The following is a 26,381-nucleotide window of genomic DNA, read 5'->3' on the forward strand; positions in this document are numbered from 1 at the left end:
TCCTCCGATCTCATTTCGGGGCAGCCTATGCCTTCGCAAATTAAAGTCAACATTACTGACCTAATATTTCAATGGATGTGACCGGGGATTCTTGAACAGCCCCGGCGTACATGGTCAAATGAATTGACCAATTTCGGAAGATGAGATGCCTTTTCACAAAGTCCAGACGGAAAAGCTGTCGCTCGCAGTCGTTCGCCAGATCGAGCTTCTGATCCTGCGTGGCATCCTGCGTCCCGGTGAACGTCTGCCATCAGAGCGCGAATTAGCAGAACGCATGGGCGTGTCGCGCCCGTCCCTGCGCGATGCGATTTCCGAACTTCAGGAACAGGGGCTTTTGACCGCGAAAGCCGGGTCCGGGATCTACGTGGCCGAGGTTTTGGGCTCTGCCTTTTCCCCCGCGCTTATCCGATTGTTCGGCAGCCATGACGAAGCCGTATTCGACTACCTGTCTTTTCGCCGTGACATGGAGGGGCTGGCGGCAGAACGGGCCGCGCGCCTGGGGTCAGATAGCGACCTGAAGGTGGTGCAGGCGATCTTCGACAAGATGCAGGCGGCGCATGACCGGAACGCAGCGGATGACGAAGCGCAGCTGGACGCCGAGTTTCATATGGCCATCATCGAGGCCAGCCACAACGTGGTTATGCTGCACATGATGCGGTCGATGTATGATCTGCTGGTTCAGGGGGTGTTCTACAACCGTCAGACCATGTTCCGGCAACGCGCCACCCGCGAGGCCATCCTGGATCAGCACCGCGCCATCAATGCGGCTCTGCAGGCGCGTGATCCCTTGGCTGCACGCAATGCGATTGAACACCATCTGGACTTTGTCGAACGCTGCATGGCAGACCAACAAAAGACCGACCGGAACGAGGCTATTGCGCAACAAAGGTTGCAGCACGAAACCGGGCGCACCTGAAGGCCGTCCTGCTATTGCGGACATTGCGGGAACTAACGGGGATCACGCAGCCCCTGATGCGGCTGGTATCAGATGTTGAGGGAACGGCGCCCCGCTGCCTTCTCCCAGATGATCATCCGCAGCCAATGTTGTCAGCGCTGGGTCGATGAACAGTCTTGCACCACGGTCTCTCAGACGTTTGTGCAGCATCACGTGTTCACATACCTGCTGACCTTTTTCGTCCCGGCAAGAATAGCGCAGGCCGCGGAGCGCGCGGGTTTTGTACAACCCTGCACCGCCAAATGCGCTGTCGACCGGGATCAGGGGCGTGTCGGCAGGAATGTGAAACTGGCGGTCAAAAACTGCTGACTTCACTACGGATTGACGCCATTTGCGTCGTCCAAACAACGGCCTGCGCGTGCTCTGAATACGCTGCCATACATCTTCATCACACCAGCCGGGACAACGCAGCGCATAGATATCGTAATACGCAGGCTTGGGATTGGCGAAAACACCCTCCCACAACGGGGAAACCCGCTGAGCTGCGGTCAGAACGGACTGAGCGTCCAGACAGACATTCGGGCCATCCAGATCCAGCACCAGTGTCAGCTCGTGGTCCCTGTCCTGCTCTTCCAATTTTTTGAGAACTGCGTTTCTGGCGGCCGTTTTACGTTCCAATCTGTCAGGCAGCTTAGAAGCAAGCTCATCCAGCCGAATGATATCGACATGCCGGTTGCGTCCAGCGTAACCGGATAACACCTGATCCGTGCCATCCGTGTTGTCATTGGTCGCAATGGTGACCGTGTACCGTCGCAGCTGGGCAGTCAGGTATTCGATCCTGTTGATTGTATCGATCAGAGCCGACCCGCCATTTCTGACTACGCCAACAATATTCATCGAAACTGCGTTGCCTGACACCGCTTGTCGTTCCCTGTTTTCGTCATGCCCTCTGCGGAGCGTTCCTATCAACCTGATCCCCGGCAGATTGTAGGATTCGGAGTGTTTCAAACAAAAGAAGCAGAAGCACGCCAAAAACAAAAGACCCGACAGCCAAAAGCTCTCGGGTCGTCTGTATCACTTTTCTGTCGGGGTCACCCGTCAGTGCAGCTTGGTACCTACATCTGCAATCGACGCGTCGATCAGCTTGTTGGCCTGCGCTGCTGTCATTTGCTTGGCCAAAACCGAACTGGCAGCGGAAACCGCAACCGAAACGGCCTGATCACGTACTTCTTTCACAGCAGACGCTTCAGCCGAAGCGATCTGGTCTTGAGCGGCGGCCAAACGACGTTCGATCGACTTTTCAAGATCAGCCTTCGCCTGTTCTGCTGCCAAAACGGCGTCTTCTTTTGCTGCAGCTACAATTGCATCGGCCTGCCCCTGAACCTCACGCTGCTTGCGCTCGTACGAGGCCAGCAAAGTGCGTGCTTCTTCATGCAGGGCACGGGCTTCGTCCAGTTCGGACTTGATCCCTTCGGCACGGTTATCCAGCGCACCGCCGATCATACCGGGGACCTTGAAATAGAACAGGACCGCGATGAAGACGATGAAGCCCAGCAGGACGACAAAGTCAGTGTTGCCAAGCGAGAAAAACGGGCCGCTTGCAGCAAAGGCCGGGCTGGCTGCGCCAACGGTCAGGATAAGGGCAAGAGTGTTCCGCATGTCACTTATCCTTTCGTCTGTGCGTCAACAGCACTGGCAATGGCAGCAGCATCTGCTTCACCGCCCAGCGCAGTTACCAGTTCAGCCGCCGTATCCTTGGCAACCACTTGAATGCTTTCCAGCGCACCGGCACGGATTTCGGCGATTGCCTTTTCCGATTCAGCCGCCTTTGCAGCGATTTCCGCGTCAGCCTTTGCAATCGCGTCATCCAGACCAGACTGGATCTCAGCGCGTGCTTCGGCAGCGATACGCTGCGCTTCGGCACGGGCATCGGCCAGCGCCTTGTTATAGGCCTCTTCGGCCTCGACCGCCTTGGCCTTCAGATCTTCGGCCGCAGCCAGGTCATTTGTAATGGTCCCCTGACGTTCAGCCAGGATTGCCGCGATGCGGGGCAGAGCCACGCGGGACAGGACCAGAAAGATGACGACCAGCGTAATGACCAGCCAGAAAATCTGGTTGGGGAACCAATCGAAGCAGAGCTGTGGCATCCCGATGGCAGAGCCATAGGAGTCGACGCACGAGCCAGCTACCTCTTCTGTAAGGGGTTCAGTCGCCATGATATCCTCCGTCGGAAACTTGTCTTTACAACAGGTGGGCCGCTATGGCTTGGACCCACCTGCGCGTAAGGATCAGGTTCCGCAGATTATACGGCGAACATCAGCAGCAGCGAGACCAGGAATGCGAAGATCCCCAGGGCTTCTGCGAATGCGATACCGATGAACAGGGTTGCGGTCTGCGAAGCAGCCGCCGAAGGGTTGCGCAGGGCGCCGGCCAGGAAGTTGCCTGCAACGTTGCCCACCCCGATTGCGGCTGCGCCGGAACCGATTGCTGCCAGGCCTGCGCCGATGTGTGCGAGATCGCCTTCCATGATGTATCTCCTTACGAATTGGAAGTTTCGATGTTGGGGTATCGGACCTTAGTGCGAAGGATGCAGCGCATCTTTCAGATAAACACAGGTCAGAATGGTGAATACGTAGGCCTGAATGAAGGCCACAAGGACCTCAAGGCCGTACATAGCGGTGATCGCCAGAACCGATACGGGCGAGATCACGGCGATCGCGGCGAAGCCTGCGAAAACCTTGATAACCGCGTGGCCAGCCATGACGTTACCGGCAAGACGAATAGAGTGGCTGACGGGCCGTACGAAGTACGAAATCAGCTCGATGATCGCCAGGATCGGACGCAGCGCCAGAGGCGCGCTTGAAACCCAGAACAGACCAAGGAAGCCGGCACCGTTCTTGACGAAGCCCAGAATGGTCACGGTCAGGAACACAGCCAGCGCCAGCGGAATGGTCACGGCGAAGTGCGACGTCGTGGTGAACGAAGTCGGGATCAGGCCCAGGAAGTTCGCACAGACGATGAACATGAACAGGGTCATGACATATGGGAAGAACTTGACGCCTTCCTTGCCGCAGATGTCTTCCAACATCTTGTAGATGAAGCCGTAGGTCAGCTCGGCTATCGACTGCATGCGGGTAGGAACGATGGCGCGCTTGGATGTCGGCAATACCAGCAGGGCGACAACGGCCAGGATCGCAAAGAACAGCCACAGGGTCACGTTGGTAACGGTGAACATGCCAACCGCGCCGTCGCCGAACAGCGGCTTGACGATGAACTGATCCATCGGGTGGAATACCAGGCTGCTGCCTTCTGCTGCGGTGGTCTCAGTTGCCACGTTCAGTCCCTCTCGTCCTTCTCGGCCTGTGTTGAGGCCGCTTGTTTCTCTTGAACCTCTTTCGCGCTGCGGAGCATAACCTTCACGCCCGCGACAAGGCCCAGCAATGTGAACAGCACCAGAAAGATCGGGATCGTCCCGAGCAGGCTGTCCAGCCCGTATCCGATGCCAAATCCGATCCCAAGACCGGATACCATTTCGATGACCATCCTCCAGGCAAGCTCGCCCCCGGACACGTCAGCATCCGCACGCGGCTTCGGCGCCTTGGCCTTTTTCGCCGCTTCGATCTTAGCCTCCAGCTGCGCCATACGCTGCTTTTGGTCATCATCGGTCACGGGCGTTTCCCTCGTACAGTCTTGGGCACGGTGCTAAGGCGCGAAAGGCGCAGAGTCAACGTCCTTGAGCGCCCTGATTGACGCACCTTAACATGTTGTAATCAATAAATAACTTATAGAGTTAAAACTGCACCAGCGGATTGAGTACCTGCGGCTCCGTCCCTAGTGTCGTGAATCTGTATATTCAACCAAATGGTTGACCAATCCGGGCGGCTATGGTTGAGCGGAAGCATGTCCAACGATCTCGACACCGTCTTTGCAGCCCTCGCTGACCCCACCCGCCGCGCCATTCTGGCGATGCTGCTGGAGGATGATATGGCCGTGACAGACGTGGCCGAACCGTTCGAGATGTCGCTGGCGGCGATTTCCAAACACCTGGTCATACTGACCAAAGCAGGTCTGATCAGTCAGGAAAAGCGCGGTCGGGTGAAATGGTGCAAGCTGGAACCAGATGCCCTGCGCGCCGCTTCGGTCTGGATGCAGGGGTTCGGACAGTTCGAACCCGTCAACCTTGACGCGTTCGAACGGTTTCTGGAAACTGAACTGCCGAGGTCGGACGAGGTCTAGCGCACCACAAAGACCGACATGCTGGCGTGTTTGGCAAGATAACCGGCGTGGCTGGAGAAGATATAGTCGGTGATCCGGGGTGCATGAGTGCCAACAATGATCAGGTCTGCACCGATCTCTTCCGCAGCACGGGTCAGATCGCTGTCCACTTCGGCGGCGACGTCGACCGAGTGAATCTTGCGTATGGACACTTCGGCTTCTCCGTCAGCGGCCAATTGTTCGGTGAAGGCGGCAAGGTCCTTGTCGATCTCAGCTTCGGTTTCGGTGGATTCACCCATATGGGCCCCGGTGACGCTGACCAGAGTGATTTGGGCCCCCTGCCATTTTGCAACTTGGGCCGCAACATCGGCAGCTTTGCGAACCTCGGATGGTAGATGCCGGTCAATCGGTAGCATGATGTGTTTGAACATGACCTCCTCCTCTTGCCTGCCAATGAGGTTATTGAAGGGGCTGCAGGGGCGCCTTGATCTGGCTCAACAAATTCGATCTCCGGAACGCTTGTTGGATTCGCCCAGCATTTCATTCCATGGCGCGGCGAACCGGAACTGGGCGCGGGGCTTCCTCTTTCAACAGCATCAGCAAGGCGATGATTGTCAGCGCTACACCACCCAGGATCAAACCGGTTGGTACGCCTTTGCCCAGCGCGATCTCCCACAGGATGACCCAACTGGGCACCAGATAAGTGTAGGCCATGACCTTGGCAGACGGCAGGAGGAGGGATGAAAACTGCACCAGCACGAAACTGGCTGCTGTGGCAAAGAACGAAATATAGAGCAAACCAACCCAGACAACAGCCGGAAGCGCTGCCCAATCGGTCGCCATCAGGTCGGACCAACCGAACACGACCAGCAACAGGCACCCGGCGACAAGTGTGCCGAAGGTGAACACCACTGCGGGCTCTCCTCGGTTCAGCTTGCGGATCATAGGCGTGTAGATCGCGTGTGCGACGCAGCCCCAGAAATAGATAATCTCACCCCCACCGATTTCGAAGGCACGAAACAGCTGCCAGTCGGCCCGAAAGATCACCCACAGCGCCCCCAACGCACCAATGGTCAGTGCCAGCGCCATGCGCGGCGTCGTGATCTGGCGCAACAAGACCCATCCCGCGACAGCAGAGACAACAGGTGTCAGGGTAAACACCGCTGCCGCACTGACAGGCGGGGCAGTTTGCAGCCCATAGAACATCAGGACGAAATAGGTGGCGAATAAAGCCCCGAGTACCAGATAACGCCAAGGAGCCCGCGCGGCGCTGCGCGGCAGGCCGGTTGTCGCCAGCGCGGCCAAACCAATCACGGCAGCGGCAATCGCAAAGCGAACCGCATTCAGGGCGGCTGGCGCGATTTCGTTGGCGATCATGGACCCCAGCGAAAAGCTGCCAGCCACAAGGGCTGAAAAGGCAAGCATGGCCAGATGGCCACGCATCTGCGGGCTCATGGCCGCCAGCCTTTGGCTTCTTCTTTCAGAAAGCTCAGAAAGGCCTGTACCTTGGTGGTGCGGTGCAAGTCCACGTGGGTCACCAGCCACAGATTGCCGAACCATTCGGGGAGAGGATCGATCACCTCGACCAGATTGTCGTGGCGGGCGGCCTCCCAACGGGCCATGAATCCGATGCCCGCACCGGCTAGAACGGCCTCGCGCATGCAGAAGTTGTTGGTACAGCGGAAGGTGATGCGATCGGCAGGTACCGTAGCGCGCAGCCATCGGGTGAACGGCGCGCGGCTGCTTTCGTCGTCAGAACTGACGAAGTGGTAGTTTCCAAAATCCTCGATGCTCGATGGCTTGCCGAACCGTTCGATGTACGAGGTACTGGCATAAAGGCCGACTTCCTCCTGCCGGAAAGGCTGCACGACATTGTCAGGTTGATCGGGAGCCGATCCGGCCCGGATCGCCACATGCGCCTCGCCATATTCCAGCCGGAACAGCCGGTCGCCTGTCAGGTAGCGTACGATCAGGTCCGGATGCATCTTTTGAAACGCGGTGAGTGTTGGCACGACCAACGGTGCAAGAGACCCCAGAGATGTCACAACCAATTCGCCAGAAACATCATCTCCCCTACCCTTCATCCGGCCAACAAGCTGGTTGAACTGATCTTCGGTGGCTTGTGCCACGCGCAGCAAATCGTCGCCCGCTTCGGTCGGTGTGTATCCCCGCGCGTGGCGCTGAAACAGTTTGACGCCCAGCCGCGACTCGATCGCGTCAATGTGGCGGATCACTGTGGCGTGGTGAACTCCAAGAACCTCGGCCGCGCCGCTAACCGTTCCCATGCGGGCCACCTGATAGGCGGTTCTCACTTCGTCCCAATTGTCCATGGCAATGTCGTCACTGTGCAATTTCCAACAATAGCTGTTGATGTATCCGAGTTTTGTTCGCAAACGCAACAATCATATTGGGAGCAAGACAAGATTTCTCTGACCCAAAGGACCTGAACAATGGCTAAAACTATCCTTCATATTGACTCATCCGCCCGCCGCGTTGACTCGACCACCCGCGATCTGTCAGACCGCGCGGTCAAGCAACTGGGCGCGGAACGTATCATCCGCCGCGATCTGGCCACCCCACTGCCCCTGCTGACCGAAGACTGGATTGCCGCCAACTTCACCCCCGCCGACCAGCGCGACGATGTACAGCGTGATCGGCTGGCTCTGTCGGATGAGCTGGTGTCCGAACTTCAGAATGCTGACACCATCGTCATCGGTTTGCCGATCTACAACTTCTCGGTCCCTGCGGCATTCAAGGCGTGGATCGATCTGGTTGCGCGCGCGGGTCTGACCTTTTCTTATACTGAAAATGGCCCCAAAGGCCTGCTGGAAGGCAAACGCGCCATTCTGGCCATCGCCTCGGGCGGTGTCCCTGTCGGATCCGAAGCAGATTTCGCGACCAATTACGCGCGCCATGTTCTGGGCTTTATCGGCATCCATGACGTGGAGGTCATTGCCGCAGATCAGATAGCCGTGAACCCAGAAGCCGCGCTGGAAACCGCCCATAAGGCAGTCGCGGAGCTTGCAGCCTGATCGCCTCTGGTCAATGAGCCTCGAAAGGTCCAGTCTGCCGTTCAGATGAAGCTGGCAGACTGGATCAGACGCATGAAGAAAATCGGCATTCTGGGCGGCGTGGGCTGGGCCTCGACCGTCGATTATTACAGAGCGATTGCCGAAGGGGCCGGGCGTCATTACGCGGAACGCGGCCGCAGTTCGCCTTTACCCATCCCACCGATGACTATCGAATCCGTCACACAGGCAAAAACACGTGCCCTGCGTGGTGTCCCCGGGGACGAGGCGAGTTGGACGGATTTTGACGCGGTGTTTCGCGATGCGCTGCTAACTCTGGAACGCGCTGGCTGCGATTTCGGCATCATTGCATCCAACACGCCACACGCCCGGCTTCACGCGATCCGGCAGGGTGTTTCCATGCCCATCCTCAGCATTTTTGACGCTACCGCTGACACAACGACTGGCACAGGTGCGTCAAGGGCCTTGGTTCTGGGAACCACTGTGACAATGCAGGCCACCAACTACGCAGAGCGTCTGGCTGCCGAGGGCATCACGGCGAACGAGCGGCTGCCCGAACCCGAGATTGCCGAGATGCAGGCCATGATCGACAGTGATTTCTACGGTGGCGCATCCGAAACGGCCCGCACGCGATTGCTGGCGTTTTGCAACAAGCACGCGAAGCCTGGATCCGCGATCCTGCTGGCCTGTACCGAGCTGCCGCTGGCTTTCCCCAACCACCTGGATGATCCGGTGTTCGAGGCTGACGGGCACCTGTTCGTCAACCCGTCAGCCGCGCATGTCACCGCCGCGCTGAAAGAGGCGCTTGAGTAATCAGGGCAGCCAGGTGATCTCGCACCCGATGCGATCGAAGAAAGCCATCATGTTAGCCTGTTTCAGAACCACGGTACGGTCATTGACCAGCGGGTGCATATTTATCACGTCGGCCTGTTGGGCCGCGGCGTCCAGAATGAACTGCACATTGTTCTGAACCCCGTTGATCATAGCAAGCGGACTGACCGCGCCGGGGCGTATGCCAAGGTTCTGTAACAGACGGTCCGCCGAGCCAAAGGACAGGTTACCAATGCCCAACTCTACCCCCAAGGCCTTGAGATCGATCTCGCGGCTTTGCTCGAGCGTCACCAGATAGTTGCGCTTTTTCTTGTCGCGCAAGTACAGGTTCTTGACCCGCAGCACGTTTTCGCCCGGCACCATGAACTGACCTTCGACGGCCTTGGCATCCTCAACTGTACGCAAGGGCACATGAGTGTGCAGGCGATACGCCAGCCCCCAATCGTCCAGTTGCGCCAGCAGCGCGTCGGAACTTAGCGGTAGTGTGTCCTGATAGGCGGATGAGGCGTCCATCCCGATCTCCCTGCTCAGAGTTTTCTGCGCTGTGCCACAGAACGGACCGACCCGCAATCAGTCGAAATGCAGTTCGAACCCCTGCAGCGTCACGAAAGGTGCGCGGAAATTGTCGCCGATGAAGTAATACAACCCCTGATCTTCGTCATGGGCGATATTGAAACAGCCGTAATCCTGCTCTGCCCACAGGCCGGCCCAACTGGAACAATACTGGTCGTCTTCGATCTTGTAGCGCGCCTCGGACGGCGCGTCGTCGCCTTCCTTGATCCAAAGCGTCAAACTGGATGGTGCGAAGTACTGGCGGGTTTCGACGCCGTAATGCAGGCCTTTGATTGTAGTCCCTGTCAGCAGTGTTTCGATTTCGCTTGAGTTCAGGGTCTTTTCAGCGGCAACGCCTGCCGAGGCAGCAAAAATCAGGGCAACGGTGGTCAGGGTTTTGGAAAGCATCACAAGGCCTCGTTTTGAAATCTGTCGGACATATTGCTTTGTCCCCACTGCCGCCAACTACGGTCAGGCTCAACCCCGCAATGGCTTTGTGCCGATCACACCCGCGTGAAGGGTGCGACCTTTGCGTCCCCATCAGCTTTCATCGCAATCAAGCCGATCTCGTACAGATAAGTGACTATTGCTCAGTGGCCCACACGCGCGACACGCACGCCTACTCAATCCACGACAGCCCACAGATTCAGTGTTAGCGTACCGCTATGAAAGTCAAACAAAACGCCCCAAACCAACTGATCATCGCCAACACGCCCTGGTTCATCGACATCACGCTGATCATTTTCATCCTGATCTTTGTCGGCCTTGGCATTTTCCTGATGAGCACCGGCGGTGAAGGCATCTTGTTCGGTCTGATCTTCGCCTTGGGCGGGGGCGGTCTGGGCTTTGGTGCGTTTTGCGCTTTTGTCAGACGGGTTCAGATCATTCTGGACAGGAACAGGGACAGTGTTTTGATCCGCCGCCAGTCTGTCTTTGGCTATGAGGCAGTAGAACACAAGCTATCCAACCTGTCCCACGCAGAAGTTGAAAGCACGACTTCCCGCGGCGACAATGGCACTTCGACGCTGTATCGTCCGGTCCTTGTTCTTGACAAAGGAATGAGCGCCGGTCGCCATCCCATTACCGAAGCGTATTCCAGTGGGTCGGGATCGCACCGGCTGACAGAAGCTGTAAATGAATGGCTTCCTTCGAAGCTCAGGCAAGACGACCGTGACGCCAGAACCGGCTAAGGGGTGCGCCCGCTTTCTAGCCACAAGCGTTCTTCGGGAGTGACAAGTTTGGACATACAGGTGTCATATCGTTCCATGTCTTCCGGCGTCAGTTTGCCTTCCCACTTGTTGCTGGTACCCGAGGAGAAGAACTGCGCGAAATCATGGAACCCGCTGCTGAAACCGGGGGTTTGTTCCAGATGTATGGCATTGTTTTTCATCGACCCGAAGCTGCCGGCCTCGGCTATGTCCTTGACCAGATCCGGGTCAACATCAATGTCCATGATCCGTGCAAGCCGCGCGATCTGTCCCGGCAGATCGCGGCTGAGCTCGGCATAGTGCAAGAAATGAATATTGGGCAGGTCGCGAAACACCCAAAAGGACTGGAAGTGATGGACAAAAGCCCTGAGCGTCAGGTCGTCGGTACCTTTTGACGACGCGGGTCGGTCCAGAAACATGACAAACGCTTCTGAAAGATCGTCAGGGAACAGATAATCCAACCAATCGGCCTTCATGTTGTTTACATGGCTGCGCATGGAGAAATGAACGTCCACCGGATGGCGGTGCACCACCAGGTACTGCGCCTCCGGTGAGAACATGATGCCGTCCAGCGGCGTATGTGTCTTGATGCAGCGCCGATGGTTTTGCGCGTTCAGCGCATTTGCCTGTTCGACCCGATCCCGAAATCCGCAATCCAGCCATGGCGATATCTTATTGTCGTAAACGCTGGGGTCGGCGGTTTGCGTGATAAGCATACGCACCAGCGTTTGCGTCCATGTGGTGCCGCATTTAGGTGGTGTGCAAACAAAGATGTCGTCGGGTCGTATCTCGAATTCGGACCAGATATCCGTGTTGGTGACTTCGCCAACATAGTCGGCGGTCTTTTGCGGAAGATTGTCCTTCATTGCCCCCCCTCCCAAAGCTTGTTTCGATCAGGTTACCCCACAAGAAGGGCCTGCAAATAGCTCATCTTGACTCGCGCGGCCCAGAGGCGTAGATGACTGCCAAACATCCGGAAGCGTCTGACCTTCCGGTCCCTTGAGTCGTTCAGGGATCGCCCCCCACCAGCGAGTTTCGCCCGTGGGGGCGTTTGTGCATTGACCCGTCTGCCCTTATCTAGGGGGCGCCAACTGATAACCGGCTAAGGAGGCCGAAGGCATGTTTGAAAATCTATCCGAACGCCTTTCCGGCGTCTTTGACCGGCTGACCAAACAGGGTGCCCTGTCCGAGGAAGACGTCAAGACCGCCCTGCGTGAGGTACGGGTTGCCCTGCTTGAGGCCGATGTCTCGCTGCCGGTTGCCCGCGCTTTCGTGAAGAAGGTGCAGGAACAGGCGACCGGACAGGCCGTCACCAAATCGATCACTCCGGGTCAGCAGGTCGTTAAGATCGTGCACGACGCGCTGGTCGATACCCTGCGCGGCGAGGAAGACCCCGGCAAACTGAAGATCGACAACCCGCCCGCCCCGATCCTGATGGTCGGTCTGCAGGGTTCGGGTAAGACCACCACCACCGGTAAGCTGGCCAAACGCCTGAAAGAGAAAGAGGGCAAGAAGGTTCTGATGGCCTCGCTCGACGTCTATCGCCCGGCGGCGATGGATCAGCTGGCTGTACTGGGCACGCAGGTTGGTGTCGATACGCTGCCGATTGTTCCTGGCCAGAAACCCGTGGATATCGCAAAGCGGGCCAAGCAGCAGGCAACGCTTGGTGGCTATGACGTCTACATGCTCGACACGGCGGGCCGTCTGCACATCGACGAAGTCCTGATGGACGAGGTCGAGCAGGTCCGCAACGTGGTCGACCCGCGCGAAACCCTGCTGGTCGTCGACGGCCTGACCGGTCAGGTTGCCGTCGAGGTGGCCGAGGAATTCGACGCCAAGGTCGGCATCTCGGGCGTGGTCCTGACCCGGATGGACGGTGACGGGCGCGGCGGTGCGGCGCTGTCGATGCGCGCCGTCACCGGCAAGCCAATCCGCTTTGTCGGTCTGGGCGAAAAGATGGACGCGCTCGAAACCTTCGAGCCGGACCGGATCGCCGGTCGTATTCTGGGCATGGGCGACATCGTTGCCCTGGTCGAAAAGGCCCAGGAAACGATGGAGATGGAACAGACCGAGCGCATGATGAAGCGCATGGTCAAAGGTCAGTTCAACATGAACGACCTGAAAATGCAGCTGGAGCAGATGATCCAGATGGGCGGCATGCAGGGCATGATGGGCATGATGCCGGGCATGGGCAAGATGGCCAAGCAGATGGATCAGGCCGGACTGGACGACAAGATCCTGCGCCAGCAAATCGCAATGATCCAGTCAATGACCAAACGCGAACGCGCCAACCCGCAGCTGCTGCAGGCTAGCCGTAAGAAGCGCATCGCCGCCGGTTCCGGGATGGAGGTCAGCGACCTCAACAAGCTGCTCAAGATGCACCGGCAGATGTCGGACATGATGAAGAAGATGGGCAAGATGGGCAAAGGCAAGATGCTGAAACAGGCCATGAAAGGCATGTTCGGCAAAGGCGGCCCCAGCCCCGAGGAAATGGCCGCAGGCATGGACCCCAAGGCGTTGGAACAGGCGGCCAAGGCGATGGGCGGACGCGGTAGCCTACCCGGACTGGGCGGCGGCATGGGTCTGCCCCCGGGTCTGAGCGGGTTTGGAAAGAAAAAGTGACGCCAGCACGCTGCACCCAGCCCCCGTCCGGTAAGGCGGCGATGGCAGCAGCGCAGTATCGCGCAGCCCTGCCGGTCATTCAGACTCGGCGGCTGGTTCTGCGTGCGCCCACTCTGGACGACCTGCCGGTGTGGACGTCAATCTGCAAGGACAGCTTTGGCGATACCGATCAGGAAGCCTGGACAGAGTTCTCCTATTACACGTCCGGTTGGCTTTTGCATGGTCATGGCCTGTTCACAGTAGTGCTGCGGGAAACCAACCAGCCTATCGGCTTCGTCATTCTGGGTTTGGAATGGGACGACCATGAGCCCGAGCTTGGCTATATGTTTAGCGCTGAACACAGGCTGCAAGGTTATGCCACCGAAGCCTGCGGTGCAGTGCGAGACTTTGGCTTTGATCTTCTGGGATCAGGACAGTTTGTAAGTTATGTGTCTGCCGCCAACACCCGTTCGAACGCGCTTGCCGAACGTTTGGGAGCCCGGCGCGACGAGAACGCTGAGCGTTCCTTCGGTGCAGACCAGCACGTCTGGCGCTATGGCGAGGTGCAGGCATGACGCTCACCATGGCCATACCGACACTGGAAACCGAACGCCTGATCATGCGGGCACCCTGTGAAGCAGATGTCGAAGCAGAAGCTGAGTTCTTTGCCAGCGACGCCTCGAAATTTGTCGGCGGCCCGAAACGCCCGGACGAGACGTGGCGCAGCGTTGCCATGCTGTTGGGCCATTGGGCGATGCGCGGGTATGGATTCTGGGGTGTCGAGGAAAAAGACACCGGCACCTATGTCGGCCATGTTGGTTTGTGGAACCCTCACGGCTGGCCCGAGCCCGAAATCGGCTGGACCCTGATGAACCACGCAACCGGCAAAGGCTATGCGACCGAAGCGGCGCTGGCCGCGCGCGCACATGCCTATGACATACTGGGTTGGGAAACCTCGATCTCTCTGATTGATCCTAACAACCTTGCCAGCAAGGCGGTCGCTGAACGGCTGGGGGCACAGTTCGATTACCTCTTTGAACACCCCGGCTTTGGCACGATGCAGGTTTGGCGGCACCCTGCCCCGGACGATCTGGTCAATGGTGGCATGGAGGCCTACGCATGATCGACCTCCAGATCCCAACGCTCAAAACCGAACGACTGAACCTGCGCGGCCCCGAAGCCCGCGACTTCGACGACGTTGCCAATTTCTTTGCCGATAGAGACCGCAGCTGGGGGTTCGGCGGCCCGTTGAACCGGAATCAGGCTTGGCGCTGGTTTGCCAGTATGATCGGCCATTGGGCTCTGCACGGCTATGGGTTCTGGACAGCGGAAACGAACGACGGAGAGCCTGTTGGTTTCGTTGGCCTCTGGTACCCCGAAGGCTGGCCCGAGCCAGAATTGGGCTGGGTCATGTACGAAGGCAGCGAAGGCAAAGGATATGCGCGCGAAGCAGCGGAAGAGATCCGGCGCTACGCCTATGAAGTGCTGGGCTTTGAAACCCTGAGTTCGAACATAATGCCGGGCAACGACCGCTCGGTCGCCCTGGCCGAGCGGATGGGCGCGTATTACGAGCGCAGCTTTGAAAACGTCACTCACGCCACCGAGATGGTCTATCGCCATCCAGGACCCGACCAGTTGTCCGAGGCGTGCGCATGACAACGTTCCAGATCCCGCAAATCGAAACTGACCGCTTGGTTCTGCGCGCACCACACAATGATGATCTGCCCGCAATGACCGAGTTTTTCGCCTCGGAACGCAGCCATATGGTGGGCGGACCGAAGGACTCGCTTGGCAGCTGGGATTCGCTGGCCAAACGCCTGGGCCATTGGGCGCTCAATGGTTTTGGCCTGTGGCATCTGACCGAGAAATCGAGCGGTGATTTCGTTGGTTGGGTTGGCATGATCAATGTTCCCGGCTGGCAGGAACCCGAGCTTGGCTGGACATTGATGGAACATGCTGAAGGCAAAGGTCTGGCTTTTGAAGCCGCGCAAGCTGCGCGTGAATACGCTGCGCGCCATCAGGGGCTGAATGGCGTCATCAGCTATATAGCACATGCCAATGAACGTTCGCGCACCCTGGCCGAGCGCCTCGGCGCGACGCTGGAGCAACAGGATGCCGAACTGCTGGGCAAACGCGCCCAGATCTGGCGGCACCCGCAAATCGAATTGTCTGAACCCGTTTTGACCTCCGAAAGGACCGGCCAATGACCAACCCCGTGACACAGGCTGCCACGCTGTTGAAGGACCACCGCGAAAGCATCGACCGGCTGGATGCGATCCTTGTTTATACACTGGGCGAGCGGTTCAAGCACACGCAGGCCGTTGGCAAGCTCAAGGCCGAACACGACCTTCCCCCGTCCGATCCATCGCGCGAAGCGGCGCAGATCGCACGGTTAGAAGACCTGGCGAAAGAGGCCGATCTGGACCCCGATTTCGCCAAGGCTTTCCTGAATTTCATCATTCAGGAAGTCATCCGACACCACAAGAAACACCAGAACTAAACCGGCCTTTCGCCGGACACGCCATTCAAAGGAGATACCACCATGGCAATGAAAATTCGTCTCGCCCGCGGCGGCTCGAAAAAGCGTCCCTTCTATCGCATCGTGGCTGCTGACAGCCGTATGCCCCGCGACGGCCGTTTCATCGAGAAACTGGGCACCTACAACCCGCTGCTGCCGAAAGACAGCGAAGAGCGCGTGAAAATGGACATGGAGCGCATCCAGTACTGGCTGGACCAGGGTGCCCAGCCCACCGACCGTATCGCACGTATGCTGGAAGCAGCCGGTGCCCGTGACAAGGCCGAGCGCAACAACCCCAACAAGGGTACCCCGGGCAAGAAAGCTCAGGAGCGCGCAGAAGAGAAAGCGGCAAAGGCAGCTGAAGCGCCCGAAGCTGCTGCAGAAGAATAAGCAGGCAGGCGCGTGCGGGATCAAACCTTTACTGACGATTTTCGCACGCAGTTCGAACTGTTGTTGCGGCTCCGGCGTGATGTGCGCCGGTTCCGCGCCGAACCCGTGGACGAGGCAGTGCTGGTGCGCTGCCTCGACGCATTTCGACTGGCCCCTTCGGTTGGGCTCAGCGAACCCTGGCGCGTGATCCGCGTCGAAAGCGAAGCGGCAAGGGCCGCAGCGCTGAAGAATTTTCAAGCCGCTAATGATGAAGCTTTGGCAGGGTATTCCGGTGACAAGGCGCAGCTTTACAGCCGCCTGAAACTGTCCGGGATGCAAGAAGCCCCTGTGCAGTTGGCCGTCTTCTGCGACGACAGCACGGACAAGGGAATGGGCCTTGGCGCAGGCACGATGCCCGAAATGCGGCGCTATTCCGTCGTTTCTGCCATCACCCTGTTCTGGCTTGCCCTACGGGCCGAAGGGCTGGGGCTGGGCTGGGTTTCTATTCTGGATCCCGACCAGATGATGCGCGATCTGAATGTTCCTGAGAACTGGCGCCTGATCGGATATTTCTGTGTCGGCTGGCCCGAACAGATGTCGGACAAGCCTGAACTGGAACAGGTCGGCTGGGAAAACCGGGCCGAGAGCCTGACGATCGAAACACGGTAAGACCTTATGTTCGGATTGATACGACTTCCCATTTTGTTGCTGATCGCCTTTATTGTGGGCGTGTTCTTTGAGCGCAACAATCAGCGCGAAGCCTGCGATGGGCTTGGCGAGTGGAGAAATGGGATTTGCTTGACGACGGGGGCCGCCAATGAGTGATCTAATCTGCGTCGGCAGCATTGCAGGGTCTTATGGCGTGCGCGGCGAAGTGCGCCTGAAAAGTTATTGCGCCGTTCCCGAAGATATCGAAGCGTATTCGCCACTGACCGATGAAGCGGGCGACGAGCGCTATCCGGTTGTTCTGACGCGCGCAATCAAGAATGGCTTCGCGGCCCGCCTTGGCGGCATTGAAACCAAGGAGCAGGCGGATGCACTGAATGGATTGCGCCTGTTTGCAAGGCGCGATCAGTTGCCCTCGCTGCCGGATGATGAGTTCTACCACAACGATCTGATCGGACTCGAGGTTTATGACACCGGCGGCAACTTGTTGGGCAAGGTCAAATCCGTGCAGAACCACGGAGCTGCAGACTTGCTGGAATTGCACGGGCCGGGCTTGAAAACCACTGTTTTGCTGCCCTTCACGATGCAGGTTGTGCCCACAGTGGACCTGGAGCATGGCCGTATCGTGGCCGACCCGCCCGAAGGCCTGATCTGATGCGACGGGTCCTGCTGCATCTGGGCCTGCACAAGACAGGCATGGCCGCAGCACAGTCTTTCCTCCATGAAAACCGGAAGCTGATCTGGCCACGCTTTGCTTTGGTCCTTCCCTATAAAACACGCAAAAGCGGGTTAAGCGAGACGGCCACGCGTCACTCGCTTTACCGGCTGGATTCCACATTGGCTGGATTTGGCGGTCAATTGCACGAGTTTCTCGACAATCTTGATTTCGGCGCACGCCGGGGGTTGATCCTGAGCGAAGAAAACTTCGCAGGTTTGCGCCCCAGCAGGAACAAGCGCGAAGGTTACGGAGCCGCACCGGAACTGGCAGAAACTGTGGTTAGCCTCGTACGGCGCCGGTTTCTGGGCGACAAGACCGATATCACCATCTACATGTCCTTGCGCGACCGCGATCAATGGCTGCGGAGCCTGTGGGCTCATGACTTGCAGAAATCGCGCTTGGTGCAGGATTTAGATGCCTTCTCTTCCGATCTTGCCCATTTGCCATCGCTACTGGAAACCGCTGACGCCGTCCGGAACCGGCTGCCATCTGTCACTGTTCGAACCGAATGGATGGAGGCACTGAAGAACCATCGCTTTGGCGCAGGCGCACCCTTGGCCGAATTTCTGAACCTGGCGCCTGAACACGCTGCACACCTAGTCAGGCCTGCACATAGCACTCCTGCGTTTTCCGAAGATGTGCTGCAGGAAATGTTGGCGCTGAACCGTTCCTCGCTGGACGAAACCGCCATGATCGCCCAGAAGAAGGCTTTGATTCAAACCGCGCAGAACGAACTGGCCAGCCAGACATGACTGAGAAACCCAGCAGATCCCATGGCCGTAAGGCAATCCGCCCGACCCTGAAGCCACGTGAATTGATGACGCCTACTCCGGACCTGCACGGGGTCTGGAAAGCCAAGATCATCACCTTGTTCCCCTCTGCCTTCCCTGGTGTTTTGGGCGAAAGCCTGACAGGCAAGGCCCTGCAAGAAGGGCTGTGGCAGCTGGAAACCGTTGACTTGCGGCAGTTTGGCGTCGGCAAGCATCGCAACGTCGATGACACCCCTGCCGGAGGGGGCGCGGGGATGGTCCTGCGGGCAGATGTACTGGGCAATGCAATCGAGCACAGCATGGCTGGCATTCAGGGGAACTGGCCACTGATATACCTTAGCCCGCGCGGGCGCCGTATGGACCAGCGCATGATGCAGAACCTTGCAAGATGTGACGGCATGACCCTGTTGTGTGGCCGATTCGAAGGTGTGGACGAACGCGTGCTGGAACACTACGGCGTGCAAGAGGTGTCACTGGGCGATTTCGTCATGACCGGCGGAGAAATCGCCGCACAAGCCCTGATTGATGCCACCGTAAGGCTGATCCCCGGCGTTCTCGGCAATCAGGCTTCGACCGAAGAGGAAAGTTTTTCCTCAGGCCTGCTGGAACACCCGCAATATACTCGTCCGGCAGATTGGAACGGCCGCCCGATTCCGGAAGTTCTGATGTCCGGTCATCACGGACGCATAGCGGAATGGCGTCACAAAATGGCCGAAGACATCACCCGCGAACGACGACCGGATATCTGGGCGGACTATGAGAAGTCCCGTTCGGATACATCGGAATAGAGCGGCTGCATGTGGCGGACATGCCGCAGATTCAATGTTTGTCAGATTGCCATTTGAAGTTGATCACGCCTCATTTTATTCACTTTTAGGTCCCATACGTTTCTTGGGTAACAATAAATGAGACTGACGACATTATGAAAAAGCTATTGCTTGGCGCATTGTTGGTTGCCTCCGCCTGTACCACCAAACCGCTCGGGATGTCCGTTCCCACGCAAGCCGGTCACAATCTGCACTCTGCCAGGGTTGCGGTTGATTCCTGTTCTCAGGAAGCTGACGAAGGTGGCAACAGCGCCGTGGTCGGAGGTTATGCGACCAACATCCTTCTTTGGGGCATCATTTTGGGCCCGGCGGTCACTGCCCCGTTTCAGGACGAACTGCGTGCGCAGGGTGAAATCGATCAGGTGGATCGTTGCCTGCGTGAGCGCGGGTTCGAGCGTCGCGAACTGAGCGCGGGCGAGTCGTTCTGGGTGCGCAATGCCTTTGGTGATGAACGCGAACGGCGGTTGGATCATCTGGTCAGCGGCGGTACAATCGAAACCTACGGAACGCCAAACACCTAACGCTGCGCTTTCCAGCTGGCCCAAGTCTCTGGGGTGCCGTTGAACGTGTTGATATCCACCCGTCCCTGAACTCCCGGCACCAGCCCGGTGCCGGTATATTGCCAAAACCGCCAGACCGTGCGGGGATAGACCTGACGCGGATGACCCGCGACAGATCGCAACCAGAATTCGGTCTTGGGCAAGCGCCCGATATCGGTGTCTTCAAAGAAATCCACCGTGGTGTAGACAATCGGACGTCGGCCATAGTGCTGTTCAAGAATGTCCAGAAAACGTTGCGCTTCGGCGCGGACGGTTCTGCCATCGGGTCGCAATGTGCAGGTCTTGGAATGCGGCGTCCACTCCATATCCAGCACATGCGGCAGGTCCGCACCTTTCGGGACGTTCTGGATAAACCAACGCGCCTGTTCCCGGGCTGATCGGCAGAAATAGTAGTAGTGATAGGCCCCCCAGGGAACGCCCGCAGCCTGAGCACCGCGCCGATGGTCATCGAACATGGGGTCGGCCACATCTCCGCCCTCTGTCGCTTTCATAAACGCAAAACTCACACCCGATGCCTTGGCTGTGCGCCAGTCAATCGGACCTTGCCAACGAGAGATATCCAATCCGTGGATCGGGTATAGTCCGGGATGACGTCCGTCCCAGTCATGGGGATCAGCATCGCCAAAATCGGGATAGATCACGGACGGCGCGGTCCTATCCACCCCGGGCGAGGGTTCCACGGATTGCGGTTTCGGACCGCCGCGCCCGCAAGACATAAGCACAGCGGCCATTACGGCCAGCATGAATGCAAATCGCATCATTGGATCCTGTCTGAAATATCTGCTCTTGTTATTGGGTCCAGAATGCCCGATCTGACGGCTATGGCAACGCCTCAGTTTCCAAATGGCGGAAACCCACCGGATCGGACTGCTATTTGCTGCGGTTTTCTCTTGATCCCTCTGCACAATAGCCTTAAACGACCGCAATCCGGTGTGGCTTTGCGCGACTCCGGTGTTTTGGTTTGCATTCTGACGTAACGCCCGGCTTTCTTCGGCCACGGCGCGACAGGGCGGACCAGATCAAAGGAACAGTCGATCTGACCTCTGGCGGGCTGCGTGCAGGACCCGGTGAAGACCAAGAGCTCTCAGGCCGTGCCCAAACTTCGTGGACCAACCACGAGCAGATAGGAGTAATTGCGATGGACCTGATCGCACAGCTTGAGGCGGAACAGATTGCCGCCCTGGGGAAAGACATCCCCGACTTCAAAGCCGGCGACACCATCCGTGTCGGCTATAAGGTGACCGAAGGGTCGCGCACCCGTGTGCAGAACTACGAAGGTGTCTGCATCGCGCGCAACAACGGCAATGGCATTGCCGGCTCGTTCACCGTACGCAAGATTTCGTTTGGCGAAGGCGTGGAGCGTGTATTCCCGCTGTATTCGACCAACATCGACAGCATCACCGTTGTCCGCCGTGGCCGCGTTCGTCGCGCCAAACTGTACTACCTGCGCACCCGTCGCGGTAAATCCGCGCGTATCGCAGAAGTCACCAACTACAAGCCCAAGGCTGGCGCCGAAGCGTAAGGAACGGAAAGATGAAAAAAGACATCCATCCCGATTATCACGTCATCGACGTCAAAATGACCGATGGCACCGTGGTTCAGATGAAGTCCACCTGGGGCGCCGAAGGCGATCAGCTGGCTCTGGAAATCGACCCTTCCGTGCACCCTGCATGGACCGGTGGCTCGTCGCGCCTGATGGACGCAGGCGGCCGCGTGTCGAAGTTCAAGAAGAAATACGAAGGTCTGGGCTTCTAAGCCTGACTGGTTTCGAATTCAAAAGGCCGTCCCATGGGACGGCCTTTTTTTGTTGAACGCCCCGATCAGAGCGTTGGATCTATTTAGGCGGGGCCAGGTATGTTGCACCACCGCAAACTTGCCTGTGCAAGCTCTCTTCCGGAAGCAAGATGCTCAGCTTGGCACAGATTGCCTGATAACTAACGGGTGGAGTTCTTGACCTCTCCATAAGGTTGTGTTCGGTTCAGAGACATTTCGCGTATTTCGCTTCAACAACTAGCTTATTCCTAAGGGATATGGAGTTTTCGAGTTACAGATATTGCGCCTTCAGGATTATTGTCTGCTGCACGCTTTTTGGATTTTCAACCAGCAGCGTGTCCGCATGTGAGTTTTCCCGCAATATTTGGCCCAACCTGCTTAGTTTTATTTATGAACCGACAGCGAAACGGTATTGGCTTAAGTCAGCAGACGCATCAGATGCAGGCGTAAAAGTCCAAATAGCCGAGCGCTCTTCTATCAGGTCCACTATCGGATCGTCAAAGCGACTTCGTATTGTGGCCGGCTATACACTGGAGATCGACCAGCATCGGGACCTCAAAAGCAACGCAACCACGCTGATCGTCGACTCAACCAAGGGGTTATTCAACGGATCCTTGAGCTTAAGCAGCGATGAGCGCGTCCGACAAATCGGCTTTACGACTTTTTCAGCGGGCGCGCCAAAACACCTGATCCATATCTACTATGAAAATCCCAGACCGGTTCCAGATGCTCTAAGCGACATGATTTGCGTTTTTGAGAATGTGCCTGCCCTGTATGAAGAAGATGAATAAAGCTCTTGCACACCTTGAGCGGTGTCTCCCCCGAAAAGAGCCGGAAAATTCTACAACTGCGCGCGGTGCTGCATTGCTGATAGTATCGTAAGGTTTCACGACAGTTCTTTCCCCTGTGCACCATCAATACCAACCCCGGCACGGAACAATTCCGTCAGTGGCTGGCAAGTGCTAAACTCGGCTGTACCACGCGGCCAGAAACGACGGAGACCAGAATATGCCCCAGTACAATGACATGATCGAGCTTTCGGTCGAGGACATGGATCTGATTGAAACCGCTTTGCGCGGCTCGGTCGCTTCTTTGTCACAAGCCGCTCTGGATGAACCGGAGGTCAGCAAGGCCAGCCGTGAAGACACGTTGCGGCGCATTCACGAACTTCTGGGTAAGCTACACGATCAGAAGGTCTTTTACCGGCCGCAGAAGGGGGTTTACCTCGGCGGCTAGAGCAGGATTATTACGGTTTACGCGTCAATTCGGCTGCACTGTGAACAGGTGGTATAGGTCCACGCAACAACATCAGCGCCAGAACCATCCCGGCAAGCGCCGCAATCGCGGCAACCATCATGGCGCTGTCGAAGGCGTTGTCCTGCACATCCCGCAAAGCTTTCGCCAATGCACTTCCCGTTGTCGGATCCATCCCCGCGATCAATTGCTGTATCTGGTTAGGCGTTCCATGTGTCAGCGCGTGGGCCAGATCTTCGCGCTGGGTCGACCCGGCGGGCAATGCGTCGATTACCTCGGACAAACCCCGACGTTTCGTAATTGCTTCCGCCAGACCTCCGACTACGGCGCCAAGTGTTGCTCCGAAATAGAGGCAGGCGTTTATGACCCCCGAACCCTGCCCCACATGTTGCTCGGGGAGCAGGCGCAGACCAAGACGTGGCAAAAGCGAAAAGCAGATGCCCAGTCCTACCCCGACGATCAACAGCTTCCACCAGATTTCGGTAAAATGCGTGGTGTTCGTCGTCGTCATCAGCAGCAGGAACCCGCAGGCCATTGCGCCCAGGCCAATCGCAATCGGCCACTGAAAGCTATAGGGGGCAAGAAAGCGGGGCGCGGTAACCGAAATCACGAACATGCTGAGACTGAGCGGCATGATCGCCAGACCCGCACCGATGGACGAGTACCCAAAGGCATCAGGCGATTGAACGAAGGTGTTGAAATAGACAAAGAAACAGAACAGCGTAAAGCCGGTAAAGAACATCCCTGCCGCAGCCATCAAGTAACGCGGATGGCGAAAGTAACGTAGCTCGATCAGAGGATCGTCGCTGCGACCGGACACGATAACAAGGGCAACTACCGACACTGCGGCCACAACAAGCGGCACCAACGTCAAAGGCGAAGTCCATCCGCTGCTTTCCCCATTACTAAGCGCAAAAGACAATGGCCCGAGGAAAAACAGGATGGCAACGGCCCCGGCATAATGGAATTTGGCCCCGGCAAGACGTGTGTCGGGAACATATTTCCGTTTGCTGACATGCAGACCGATGGCAAAAGCCACAGCCAGCAGAATCAGGTCGACCGCAAACACCGCGCGCCAACTGACATAGTGTCCGAAAGCACCGCCGACGATTGGACCAACACCGATAGCCAGGCCCACAATCGCACCCCAGATGCCGGTGACGCTGGCGCGCTGCTCCTCAGGGGTGGCCGCAGTCAGCAGTGACAAGGAGGTGCCAAACAGCGCTGCTGCGCCTGCCCCTTGCGCACCGCGCCCGAACAGCAGCATGGCCCCATCCTGTGCAAACAGGGCCGAGGCCGACCCGATTGCAAAGACAATCATACCAAAGAAAAACACCCCCATCTTGCCGGTGATGTCCCCCAGGCGGCTGACGATGCAAACAAGCGTGGCGCTGGCCACGGAATAAGTTGCCATCACCCATTGCAGCCCAGACGGGGTCAAATTGAACTCGGCCTTGAGGTTGGGCAAAATGGTGGTCACGGCTGTGGTGTTAAACCCCACGACCATCATGCAAATTGCCGTCATTGCCAGCACCACGCGGGCGCGGGACTGCGGAGATACATCTGCCGGGGTCTCGTCGCTCATAAAATACCCTCAGACCAAGATTGTTTAATGCAATTATTCATCAGTTTAGCGATTTTTCACCCGCCGCATAGGGTGGCGTCAGATCCAGTAGGACAGCGCTATCGGCAGCACCAGGATCGTGCTGAGTGTTGAGACAAGAATAAACCCGGCCACATCCGGTCCGTATTCCGGAATATGCTGGTCGATAAACAGATATGTCGCCACAGACGAAGGCATCAGACAACACAAGATCAGAGCACCCCGCTCGGTTCCCGTGAATCCAAACAACCAGATCAGAACACTGGCAATTGCTGCGGCCATCACCAGATGCACAGCCGTCAGCAGAACAGCCCGGCCCAGCCTATTCACCTGCAATGTCGCGAGCGTATGTCCCAGGGTCAGCAGCATGAGAGGGATCGACAATCCACCTAATATGTCGAAGGACTTTGCGATCGGTTGCGGAAGGCTTTGCCCTGTTGCCATCAGGATCAGAGAGAGACCTACGGCGTAGATAATCGGGGACATCACCAGTTTCTTGGGCGAGAATTCTCCGGCCGGAATCCACATACCTACGGTGAATATGCTGATCAGCACGACCACCACAAATGCCATGGTGTAGGCCATTCCTGCATCGCCCAGTGCCAGCAGAGCGATCGGCAGGCCGATATTCCCGACATTCCCGTGCATCAACGGCGTCAGAAACGCCCGCACCGGCAAGCGGAGACTCCTGAGCGCGACGTATCCCAAAATGCCGAAACCGGCTACTGCAAGGGCAGCGGCCGTCATCATGTCAAGAAAAGTGCCCACGGTCAGCTTGGTGGTCGACAAATGCGAAATGATCAGTGTCGGGTAGCCGACTTTCGACACGATCCCTCCAATGACCTTGTTATCAAAAGGGGCCTGAATCACAGCCAGAACATAGCCGATACCAGCGCAGATCAGGACTGGCAGAACCACGTTCAAGACGTTGAGGAACAGGTGCTCCAAACAAAAATCCCCTTACCGAAACCATTTTCGACAGTGAATCAGAGCCATTGCAATGGCAAGCGCCCCTGTGTAACCCGCACACTGCGCTAGGTTTTCCAAAATAGCGTCTGATATTGCCCCAATGCGCCGCTTGAGGTTCTTTTCTTCGCGACCGACACAACATATAGTGGCTGCCAACAACGTGTAGTGAAACACGGCAAGACTTGGGAATACAAGCATGGCACATATTATTGTGGTCGGGAACGAAAAGGGTGGCGCAGGCAAATCGACCGTGTCGATGCATGTGGCAACCGCGCTGGCCCGATTGGGACGCAAGGTCAGCACGCTGGATCTGGACCTGCGTCAGCGCAGTTTGGGGCGTTATTTCGAGAATCGAAATAACTTTCTCAAAAGCTCGGATTTGACTCTGCCCAGCCCGCGCCACCACGACCTGCCAGAGATCGACGCCGCCACACTGAAACCGGGCGAGAATATCTATGACCATCGTTTGTCCGCTGCCGTATCCCAGCTGGAAAGCGACAGCGACTTCATCCTGATTGACTGCCCTGGCTCTCACACCCGGCTCAGTCAGGTGGCGCACTCGCTGGCCGACACGCTGATCACGCCGTTGAATGACAGCTTCATTGACTTCGACCTGTTGGCGCGCATCGACTCGAAGGGCGAGAAAATCCTCGGCCCATCCGTCTATTCCGAAATGGTCTGGAATGCGCGTCAGCTGCGCGCACAAGCCGGGCTGAAGCCCATCGACTGGGTCGTTGTCCGCAACCGGGTCGGCACGCAGCGCATGGTCAACAAGGAAAAGATGCAGCGCGCAATCGAGATGCTGTCGCAGCGCATCGGTTTCCGCGTCGCCTCCGGCTTTTCCGAACGGGTTATTTTCCGCGAACTGTTTCCCCGTGGCCTGACCCTGCTGGACCTCAAAGACATTGGTGTCAAACAGCTGAACATCTCGAACATCGCGGCCCGTCAGGAACTGCGCGACATGATGAAAGAGCTGAACCTGCCGGGTGTGGAGATCGATTTCTGATCAGCTGTCTCGGCAGC

General features: G+C 57.6%; 37 protein-coding genes. 22 read left to right on the top strand and 15 right to left on the bottom strand.

Features of this window, described 5'->3' with window-relative positions:
- Positions 1 to 145 precede the first annotated feature (145 nt).
- Entirely contained in the window at positions 146 to 916 is a 771-nt protein-coding gene (locus ACR0K5_RS10050; RefSeq protein ID WP_480629568.1) for a FadR/GntR family transcriptional regulator, read from the top strand.
- A gap of 42 nt (positions 917 to 958) precedes the next feature.
- Here the strand turns inward: ACR0K5_RS10050 and ACR0K5_RS10055 are convergent, their stop codons facing one another.
- From ACR0K5_RS10055 to ACR0K5_RS10080, 6 genes are all read right to left on the bottom strand, one after another.
- Complete coding sequence (locus tag ACR0K5_RS10055; RefSeq protein ID WP_480629569.1) at positions 959 to 1,864, bottom strand: hypothetical protein; 906 nt, start codon at positions 1,862 to 1,864, stop codon at positions 959 to 961.
- Between the two features lie 129 nt (positions 1,865 to 1,993).
- Positions 1,994 to 2,554 (bottom strand): F0F1 ATP synthase subunit B, encoded by a 561-nt coding sequence (locus ACR0K5_RS10060; protein ID WP_480629570.1) that lies wholly within the window; start codon positions 2,552 to 2,554, stop codon positions 1,994 to 1,996.
- Positions 2,555 to 2,559: 5 nt separating this feature from the next.
- Positions 2,560 to 3,111, bottom strand: a complete 552-nt coding sequence (locus tag ACR0K5_RS10065; RefSeq protein ID WP_480629571.1) for a F0F1 ATP synthase subunit B' — start codon at positions 3,109 to 3,111, stop codon at positions 2,560 to 2,562.
- Between the two features lie 86 nt (positions 3,112 to 3,197).
- The gene (locus ACR0K5_RS10070) at positions 3,198 to 3,422 is read right to left on the bottom strand and encodes a F0F1 ATP synthase subunit C (RefSeq protein ID WP_005981269.1); all 225 of its coding nucleotides are present in this window, start codon (positions 3,420 to 3,422) and stop codon (positions 3,198 to 3,200) included.
- A gap of 48 nt (positions 3,423 to 3,470) precedes the next feature.
- Complete coding sequence (locus ACR0K5_RS10075) at positions 3,471 to 4,229, bottom strand: F0F1 ATP synthase subunit A (protein WP_480629572.1); 759 nt, start codon at positions 4,227 to 4,229, stop codon at positions 3,471 to 3,473.
- A 2-nt stretch (positions 4,230 to 4,231) separates the two neighbouring features.
- Entirely contained in the window at positions 4,232 to 4,564 is a 333-nt protein-coding gene (locus ACR0K5_RS10080) for an AtpZ/AtpI family protein (protein WP_480581544.1), read from the bottom strand.
- A gap of 231 nt (positions 4,565 to 4,795) precedes the next feature.
- Here ACR0K5_RS10080 and ACR0K5_RS10085 point away from each other — a divergent pair, with 231 nt between their 5' ends.
- The gene (locus tag ACR0K5_RS10085) at positions 4,796 to 5,131 is read left to right on the top strand and encodes an ArsR/SmtB family transcription factor (protein ID WP_480629573.1); all 336 of its coding nucleotides are present in this window, start codon (positions 4,796 to 4,798) and stop codon (positions 5,129 to 5,131) included.
- Here ACR0K5_RS10085 and ACR0K5_RS10090 read toward each other — a convergent pair.
- The 3 genes from ACR0K5_RS10090 to ACR0K5_RS10100 all read right to left on the bottom strand — a co-directional run bounded on the left by ACR0K5_RS10090 (position 5,128) and on the right by ACR0K5_RS10100 (position 7,440).
- The gene (locus ACR0K5_RS10090) at positions 5,128 to 5,541 is read right to left on the bottom strand and encodes a universal stress protein (RefSeq protein WP_480629574.1); all 414 of its coding nucleotides are present in this window, start codon (positions 5,539 to 5,541) and stop codon (positions 5,128 to 5,130) included. The two genes, ACR0K5_RS10085 and ACR0K5_RS10090, sit on opposite strands and share 4 nt — an antisense overlap.
- Before the next feature lie 109 nt (positions 5,542 to 5,650).
- Positions 5,651 to 6,565, bottom strand: coding sequence for a DMT family transporter (locus tag ACR0K5_RS10095; RefSeq protein WP_480629575.1), 915 nt, complete (start codon positions 6,563 to 6,565; stop codon positions 5,651 to 5,653).
- Positions 6,562 to 7,440 carry a LysR family transcriptional regulator gene (locus ACR0K5_RS10100; protein ID WP_480629793.1) on the bottom strand — a complete coding sequence of 293 codons (879 nt, stop codon included), beginning with the start codon at positions 7,438 to 7,440 and terminating at the stop codon, positions 6,562 to 6,564. Before ACR0K5_RS10100 ends, ACR0K5_RS10095 begins: the two co-directional genes overlap by 4 nt.
- A 120-nt stretch (positions 7,441 to 7,560) precedes the next feature.
- Between ACR0K5_RS10100 and ACR0K5_RS10105 the strand changes: the two genes are divergently transcribed.
- Complete coding sequence (locus ACR0K5_RS10105) at positions 7,561 to 8,142, top strand: FMN-dependent NADH-azoreductase (RefSeq protein ID WP_480629576.1); 582 nt, start codon at positions 7,561 to 7,563, stop codon at positions 8,140 to 8,142.
- A gap of 72 nt (positions 8,143 to 8,214) precedes the next feature.
- Positions 8,215 to 8,952 (top strand): aspartate/glutamate racemase family protein, encoded by a 738-nt coding sequence (locus ACR0K5_RS10110; protein WP_480629577.1) that lies wholly within the window; start codon positions 8,215 to 8,217, stop codon positions 8,950 to 8,952.
- Here ACR0K5_RS10110 and ACR0K5_RS10115 read toward each other — a convergent pair whose 3' ends face one another.
- Positions 8,953 to 9,483 (bottom strand): prolyl-tRNA synthetase associated domain-containing protein, encoded by a 531-nt coding sequence (locus ACR0K5_RS10115; protein WP_480629578.1) that lies wholly within the window; start codon positions 9,481 to 9,483, stop codon positions 8,953 to 8,955.
- A 57-nt stretch (positions 9,484 to 9,540) separates the two neighbouring features.
- Positions 9,541 to 9,930, bottom strand: coding sequence for a hypothetical protein (locus ACR0K5_RS10120; protein ID WP_480629579.1), 390 nt, complete (start codon positions 9,928 to 9,930; stop codon positions 9,541 to 9,543).
- A 257-nt stretch (positions 9,931 to 10,187) separates the two neighbouring features.
- Between ACR0K5_RS10120 and ACR0K5_RS10125 the strand changes: the two genes are divergently transcribed.
- Positions 10,188 to 10,712: a hypothetical protein gene (locus tag ACR0K5_RS10125; RefSeq protein ID WP_480629580.1), complete on the top strand. Its 525-nt coding sequence runs from the start codon at positions 10,188 to 10,190 to the stop codon at positions 10,710 to 10,712.
- Here the strand turns inward: ACR0K5_RS10125 and ACR0K5_RS10130 are convergent.
- On the bottom strand, positions 10,709 to 11,596 hold the full coding sequence (locus tag ACR0K5_RS10130) for a sulfotransferase domain-containing protein (protein ID WP_480629581.1): 888 nt from the start codon (positions 11,594 to 11,596) through the stop codon (positions 10,709 to 10,711). The two genes, ACR0K5_RS10125 and ACR0K5_RS10130, sit on opposite strands and share 4 nt — an antisense overlap.
- Positions 11,597 to 11,849: 253 nt before the next feature.
- Between ACR0K5_RS10130 and ffh the strand changes: the two genes are divergently transcribed.
- The 12 genes from ffh to ACR0K5_RS10190 all read left to right on the top strand — a co-directional run bounded on the left by ffh (position 11,850) and on the right by ACR0K5_RS10190 (position 19,720).
- Positions 11,850 to 13,352, top strand: a complete 1,503-nt coding sequence (ffh, locus tag ACR0K5_RS10135; protein WP_480629582.1) for a signal recognition particle protein — start codon at positions 11,850 to 11,852, stop codon at positions 13,350 to 13,352.
- Positions 13,349 to 13,906 carry a GNAT family N-acetyltransferase gene (locus ACR0K5_RS10140; protein WP_480629583.1) on the top strand — a complete coding sequence of 186 codons (558 nt, stop codon included), beginning with the start codon at positions 13,349 to 13,351 and terminating at the stop codon, positions 13,904 to 13,906. Before ffh ends, ACR0K5_RS10140 begins: the two co-directional genes overlap by 4 nt.
- Complete coding sequence (locus tag ACR0K5_RS10145) at positions 13,903 to 14,454, top strand: GNAT family N-acetyltransferase (RefSeq protein WP_480629584.1); 552 nt, start codon at positions 13,903 to 13,905, stop codon at positions 14,452 to 14,454. Before ACR0K5_RS10140 ends, ACR0K5_RS10145 begins: the two co-directional genes overlap by 4 nt.
- Complete coding sequence (locus ACR0K5_RS10150; RefSeq protein WP_480629585.1) at positions 14,451 to 14,987, top strand: GNAT family N-acetyltransferase; 537 nt, start codon at positions 14,451 to 14,453, stop codon at positions 14,985 to 14,987. Before ACR0K5_RS10145 ends, ACR0K5_RS10150 begins: the two co-directional genes overlap by 4 nt.
- Positions 14,984 to 15,538, top strand: a complete 555-nt coding sequence (locus tag ACR0K5_RS10155; RefSeq protein ID WP_480629586.1) for a GNAT family N-acetyltransferase — start codon at positions 14,984 to 14,986, stop codon at positions 15,536 to 15,538. The genes ACR0K5_RS10150 and ACR0K5_RS10155 overlap by 4 nt, the downstream gene beginning before the upstream one ends.
- On the top strand, positions 15,535 to 15,831 hold the full coding sequence (locus ACR0K5_RS10160; protein ID WP_480629587.1) for a chorismate mutase: 297 nt from the start codon (positions 15,535 to 15,537) through the stop codon (positions 15,829 to 15,831). Before ACR0K5_RS10155 ends, ACR0K5_RS10160 begins: the two co-directional genes overlap by 4 nt.
- A gap of 42 nt (positions 15,832 to 15,873) precedes the next feature.
- Positions 15,874 to 16,239, top strand: coding sequence for a 30S ribosomal protein S16 (rpsP, locus tag ACR0K5_RS10165; RefSeq protein WP_480629588.1), 366 nt, complete (start codon positions 15,874 to 15,876; stop codon positions 16,237 to 16,239).
- 12 nt (positions 16,240 to 16,251) lie between these two features.
- A complete protein-coding gene (gene bluB / locus ACR0K5_RS10170) occupies positions 16,252 to 16,887 on the top strand; it encodes a 5,6-dimethylbenzimidazole synthase (RefSeq protein WP_480629589.1) in 636 nt (211 codons plus the stop codon).
- Between the two features lie 148 nt (positions 16,888 to 17,035).
- Positions 17,036 to 17,539 (top strand): ribosome maturation factor RimM, encoded by a 504-nt coding sequence (gene rimM / locus ACR0K5_RS10175; protein WP_480629590.1) that lies wholly within the window; start codon positions 17,036 to 17,038, stop codon positions 17,537 to 17,539.
- Entirely contained in the window at positions 17,539 to 18,354 is an 816-nt protein-coding gene (locus tag ACR0K5_RS10180) for a hypothetical protein (RefSeq protein WP_480629591.1), read from the top strand. The genes rimM and ACR0K5_RS10180 overlap by 1 nt, the downstream gene beginning before the upstream one ends.
- On the top strand, positions 18,351 to 19,160 hold the full coding sequence (trmD, locus tag ACR0K5_RS10185) for a tRNA (guanosine(37)-N1)-methyltransferase TrmD (RefSeq protein WP_480629592.1): 810 nt from the start codon (positions 18,351 to 18,353) through the stop codon (positions 19,158 to 19,160). The genes ACR0K5_RS10180 and trmD overlap by 4 nt, the downstream gene beginning before the upstream one ends.
- A gap of 134 nt (positions 19,161 to 19,294) precedes the next feature.
- Positions 19,295 to 19,720, top strand: a complete 426-nt coding sequence (locus ACR0K5_RS10190) for a hypothetical protein (protein ID WP_480629593.1) — start codon at positions 19,295 to 19,297, stop codon at positions 19,718 to 19,720.
- Here the strand turns inward: ACR0K5_RS10190 and ACR0K5_RS10195 are convergent.
- Positions 19,717 to 20,517, bottom strand: coding sequence for a glycoside hydrolase family 25 protein (locus ACR0K5_RS10195; protein ID WP_480629594.1), 801 nt, complete (start codon positions 20,515 to 20,517; stop codon positions 19,717 to 19,719). The genes ACR0K5_RS10190 and ACR0K5_RS10195 overlap by 4 nt on opposite strands.
- Before the next feature lie 380 nt (positions 20,518 to 20,897).
- Here ACR0K5_RS10195 and rplS point away from each other — a divergent pair, with 380 nt between their 5' ends.
- The 4 genes from rplS (at position 20,898) to ACR0K5_RS10215 (ending at position 22,768) form a co-directional block, all read left to right on the top strand.
- Positions 20,898 to 21,281, top strand: coding sequence for a 50S ribosomal protein L19 (gene rplS, locus ACR0K5_RS10200; protein WP_152457026.1), 384 nt, complete (start codon positions 20,898 to 20,900; stop codon positions 21,279 to 21,281).
- A gap of 11 nt (positions 21,282 to 21,292) precedes the next feature.
- Positions 21,293 to 21,514: a 50S ribosomal protein L31 gene (gene rpmE / locus ACR0K5_RS10205; protein WP_050605278.1), complete on the top strand. Its 222-nt coding sequence runs from the start codon at positions 21,293 to 21,295 to the stop codon at positions 21,512 to 21,514.
- Between the two features lie 275 nt (positions 21,515 to 21,789).
- Positions 21,790 to 22,323, top strand: a complete 534-nt coding sequence (locus ACR0K5_RS10210) for a hypothetical protein (protein ID WP_480629595.1) — start codon at positions 21,790 to 21,792, stop codon at positions 22,321 to 22,323.
- A gap of 217 nt (positions 22,324 to 22,540) precedes the next feature.
- Positions 22,541 to 22,768 carry a hypothetical protein gene (locus tag ACR0K5_RS10215; protein WP_480629596.1) on the top strand — a complete coding sequence of 76 codons (228 nt, stop codon included), beginning with the start codon at positions 22,541 to 22,543 and terminating at the stop codon, positions 22,766 to 22,768.
- Positions 22,769 to 22,778: 10 nt separating this feature from the next.
- On the opposite strand, the gene ACR0K5_RS10220 is transcribed toward ACR0K5_RS10215, so the two are convergent.
- A complete protein-coding gene (locus ACR0K5_RS10220; RefSeq protein ID WP_480629597.1) occupies positions 22,779 to 24,371 on the bottom strand; it encodes an MFS transporter in 1,593 nt (530 codons plus the stop codon).
- 78 nt (positions 24,372 to 24,449) lie between these two features.
- Entirely contained in the window at positions 24,450 to 25,337 is an 888-nt protein-coding gene (locus ACR0K5_RS10225) for an AEC family transporter (protein ID WP_480629598.1), read from the bottom strand.
- 217 nt (positions 25,338 to 25,554) lie between these two features.
- On the opposite strand from ACR0K5_RS10225, the gene ACR0K5_RS10230 reads away from it, so the two are divergent.
- Entirely contained in the window at positions 25,555 to 26,364 is an 810-nt protein-coding gene (locus tag ACR0K5_RS10230) for a division plane positioning ATPase MipZ (protein WP_480629599.1), read from the top strand.
- Positions 26,365 to 26,381 lie beyond the last annotated feature (17 nt).

Source organism: Ruegeria sp. AB9, from assembly GCF_056542585.1.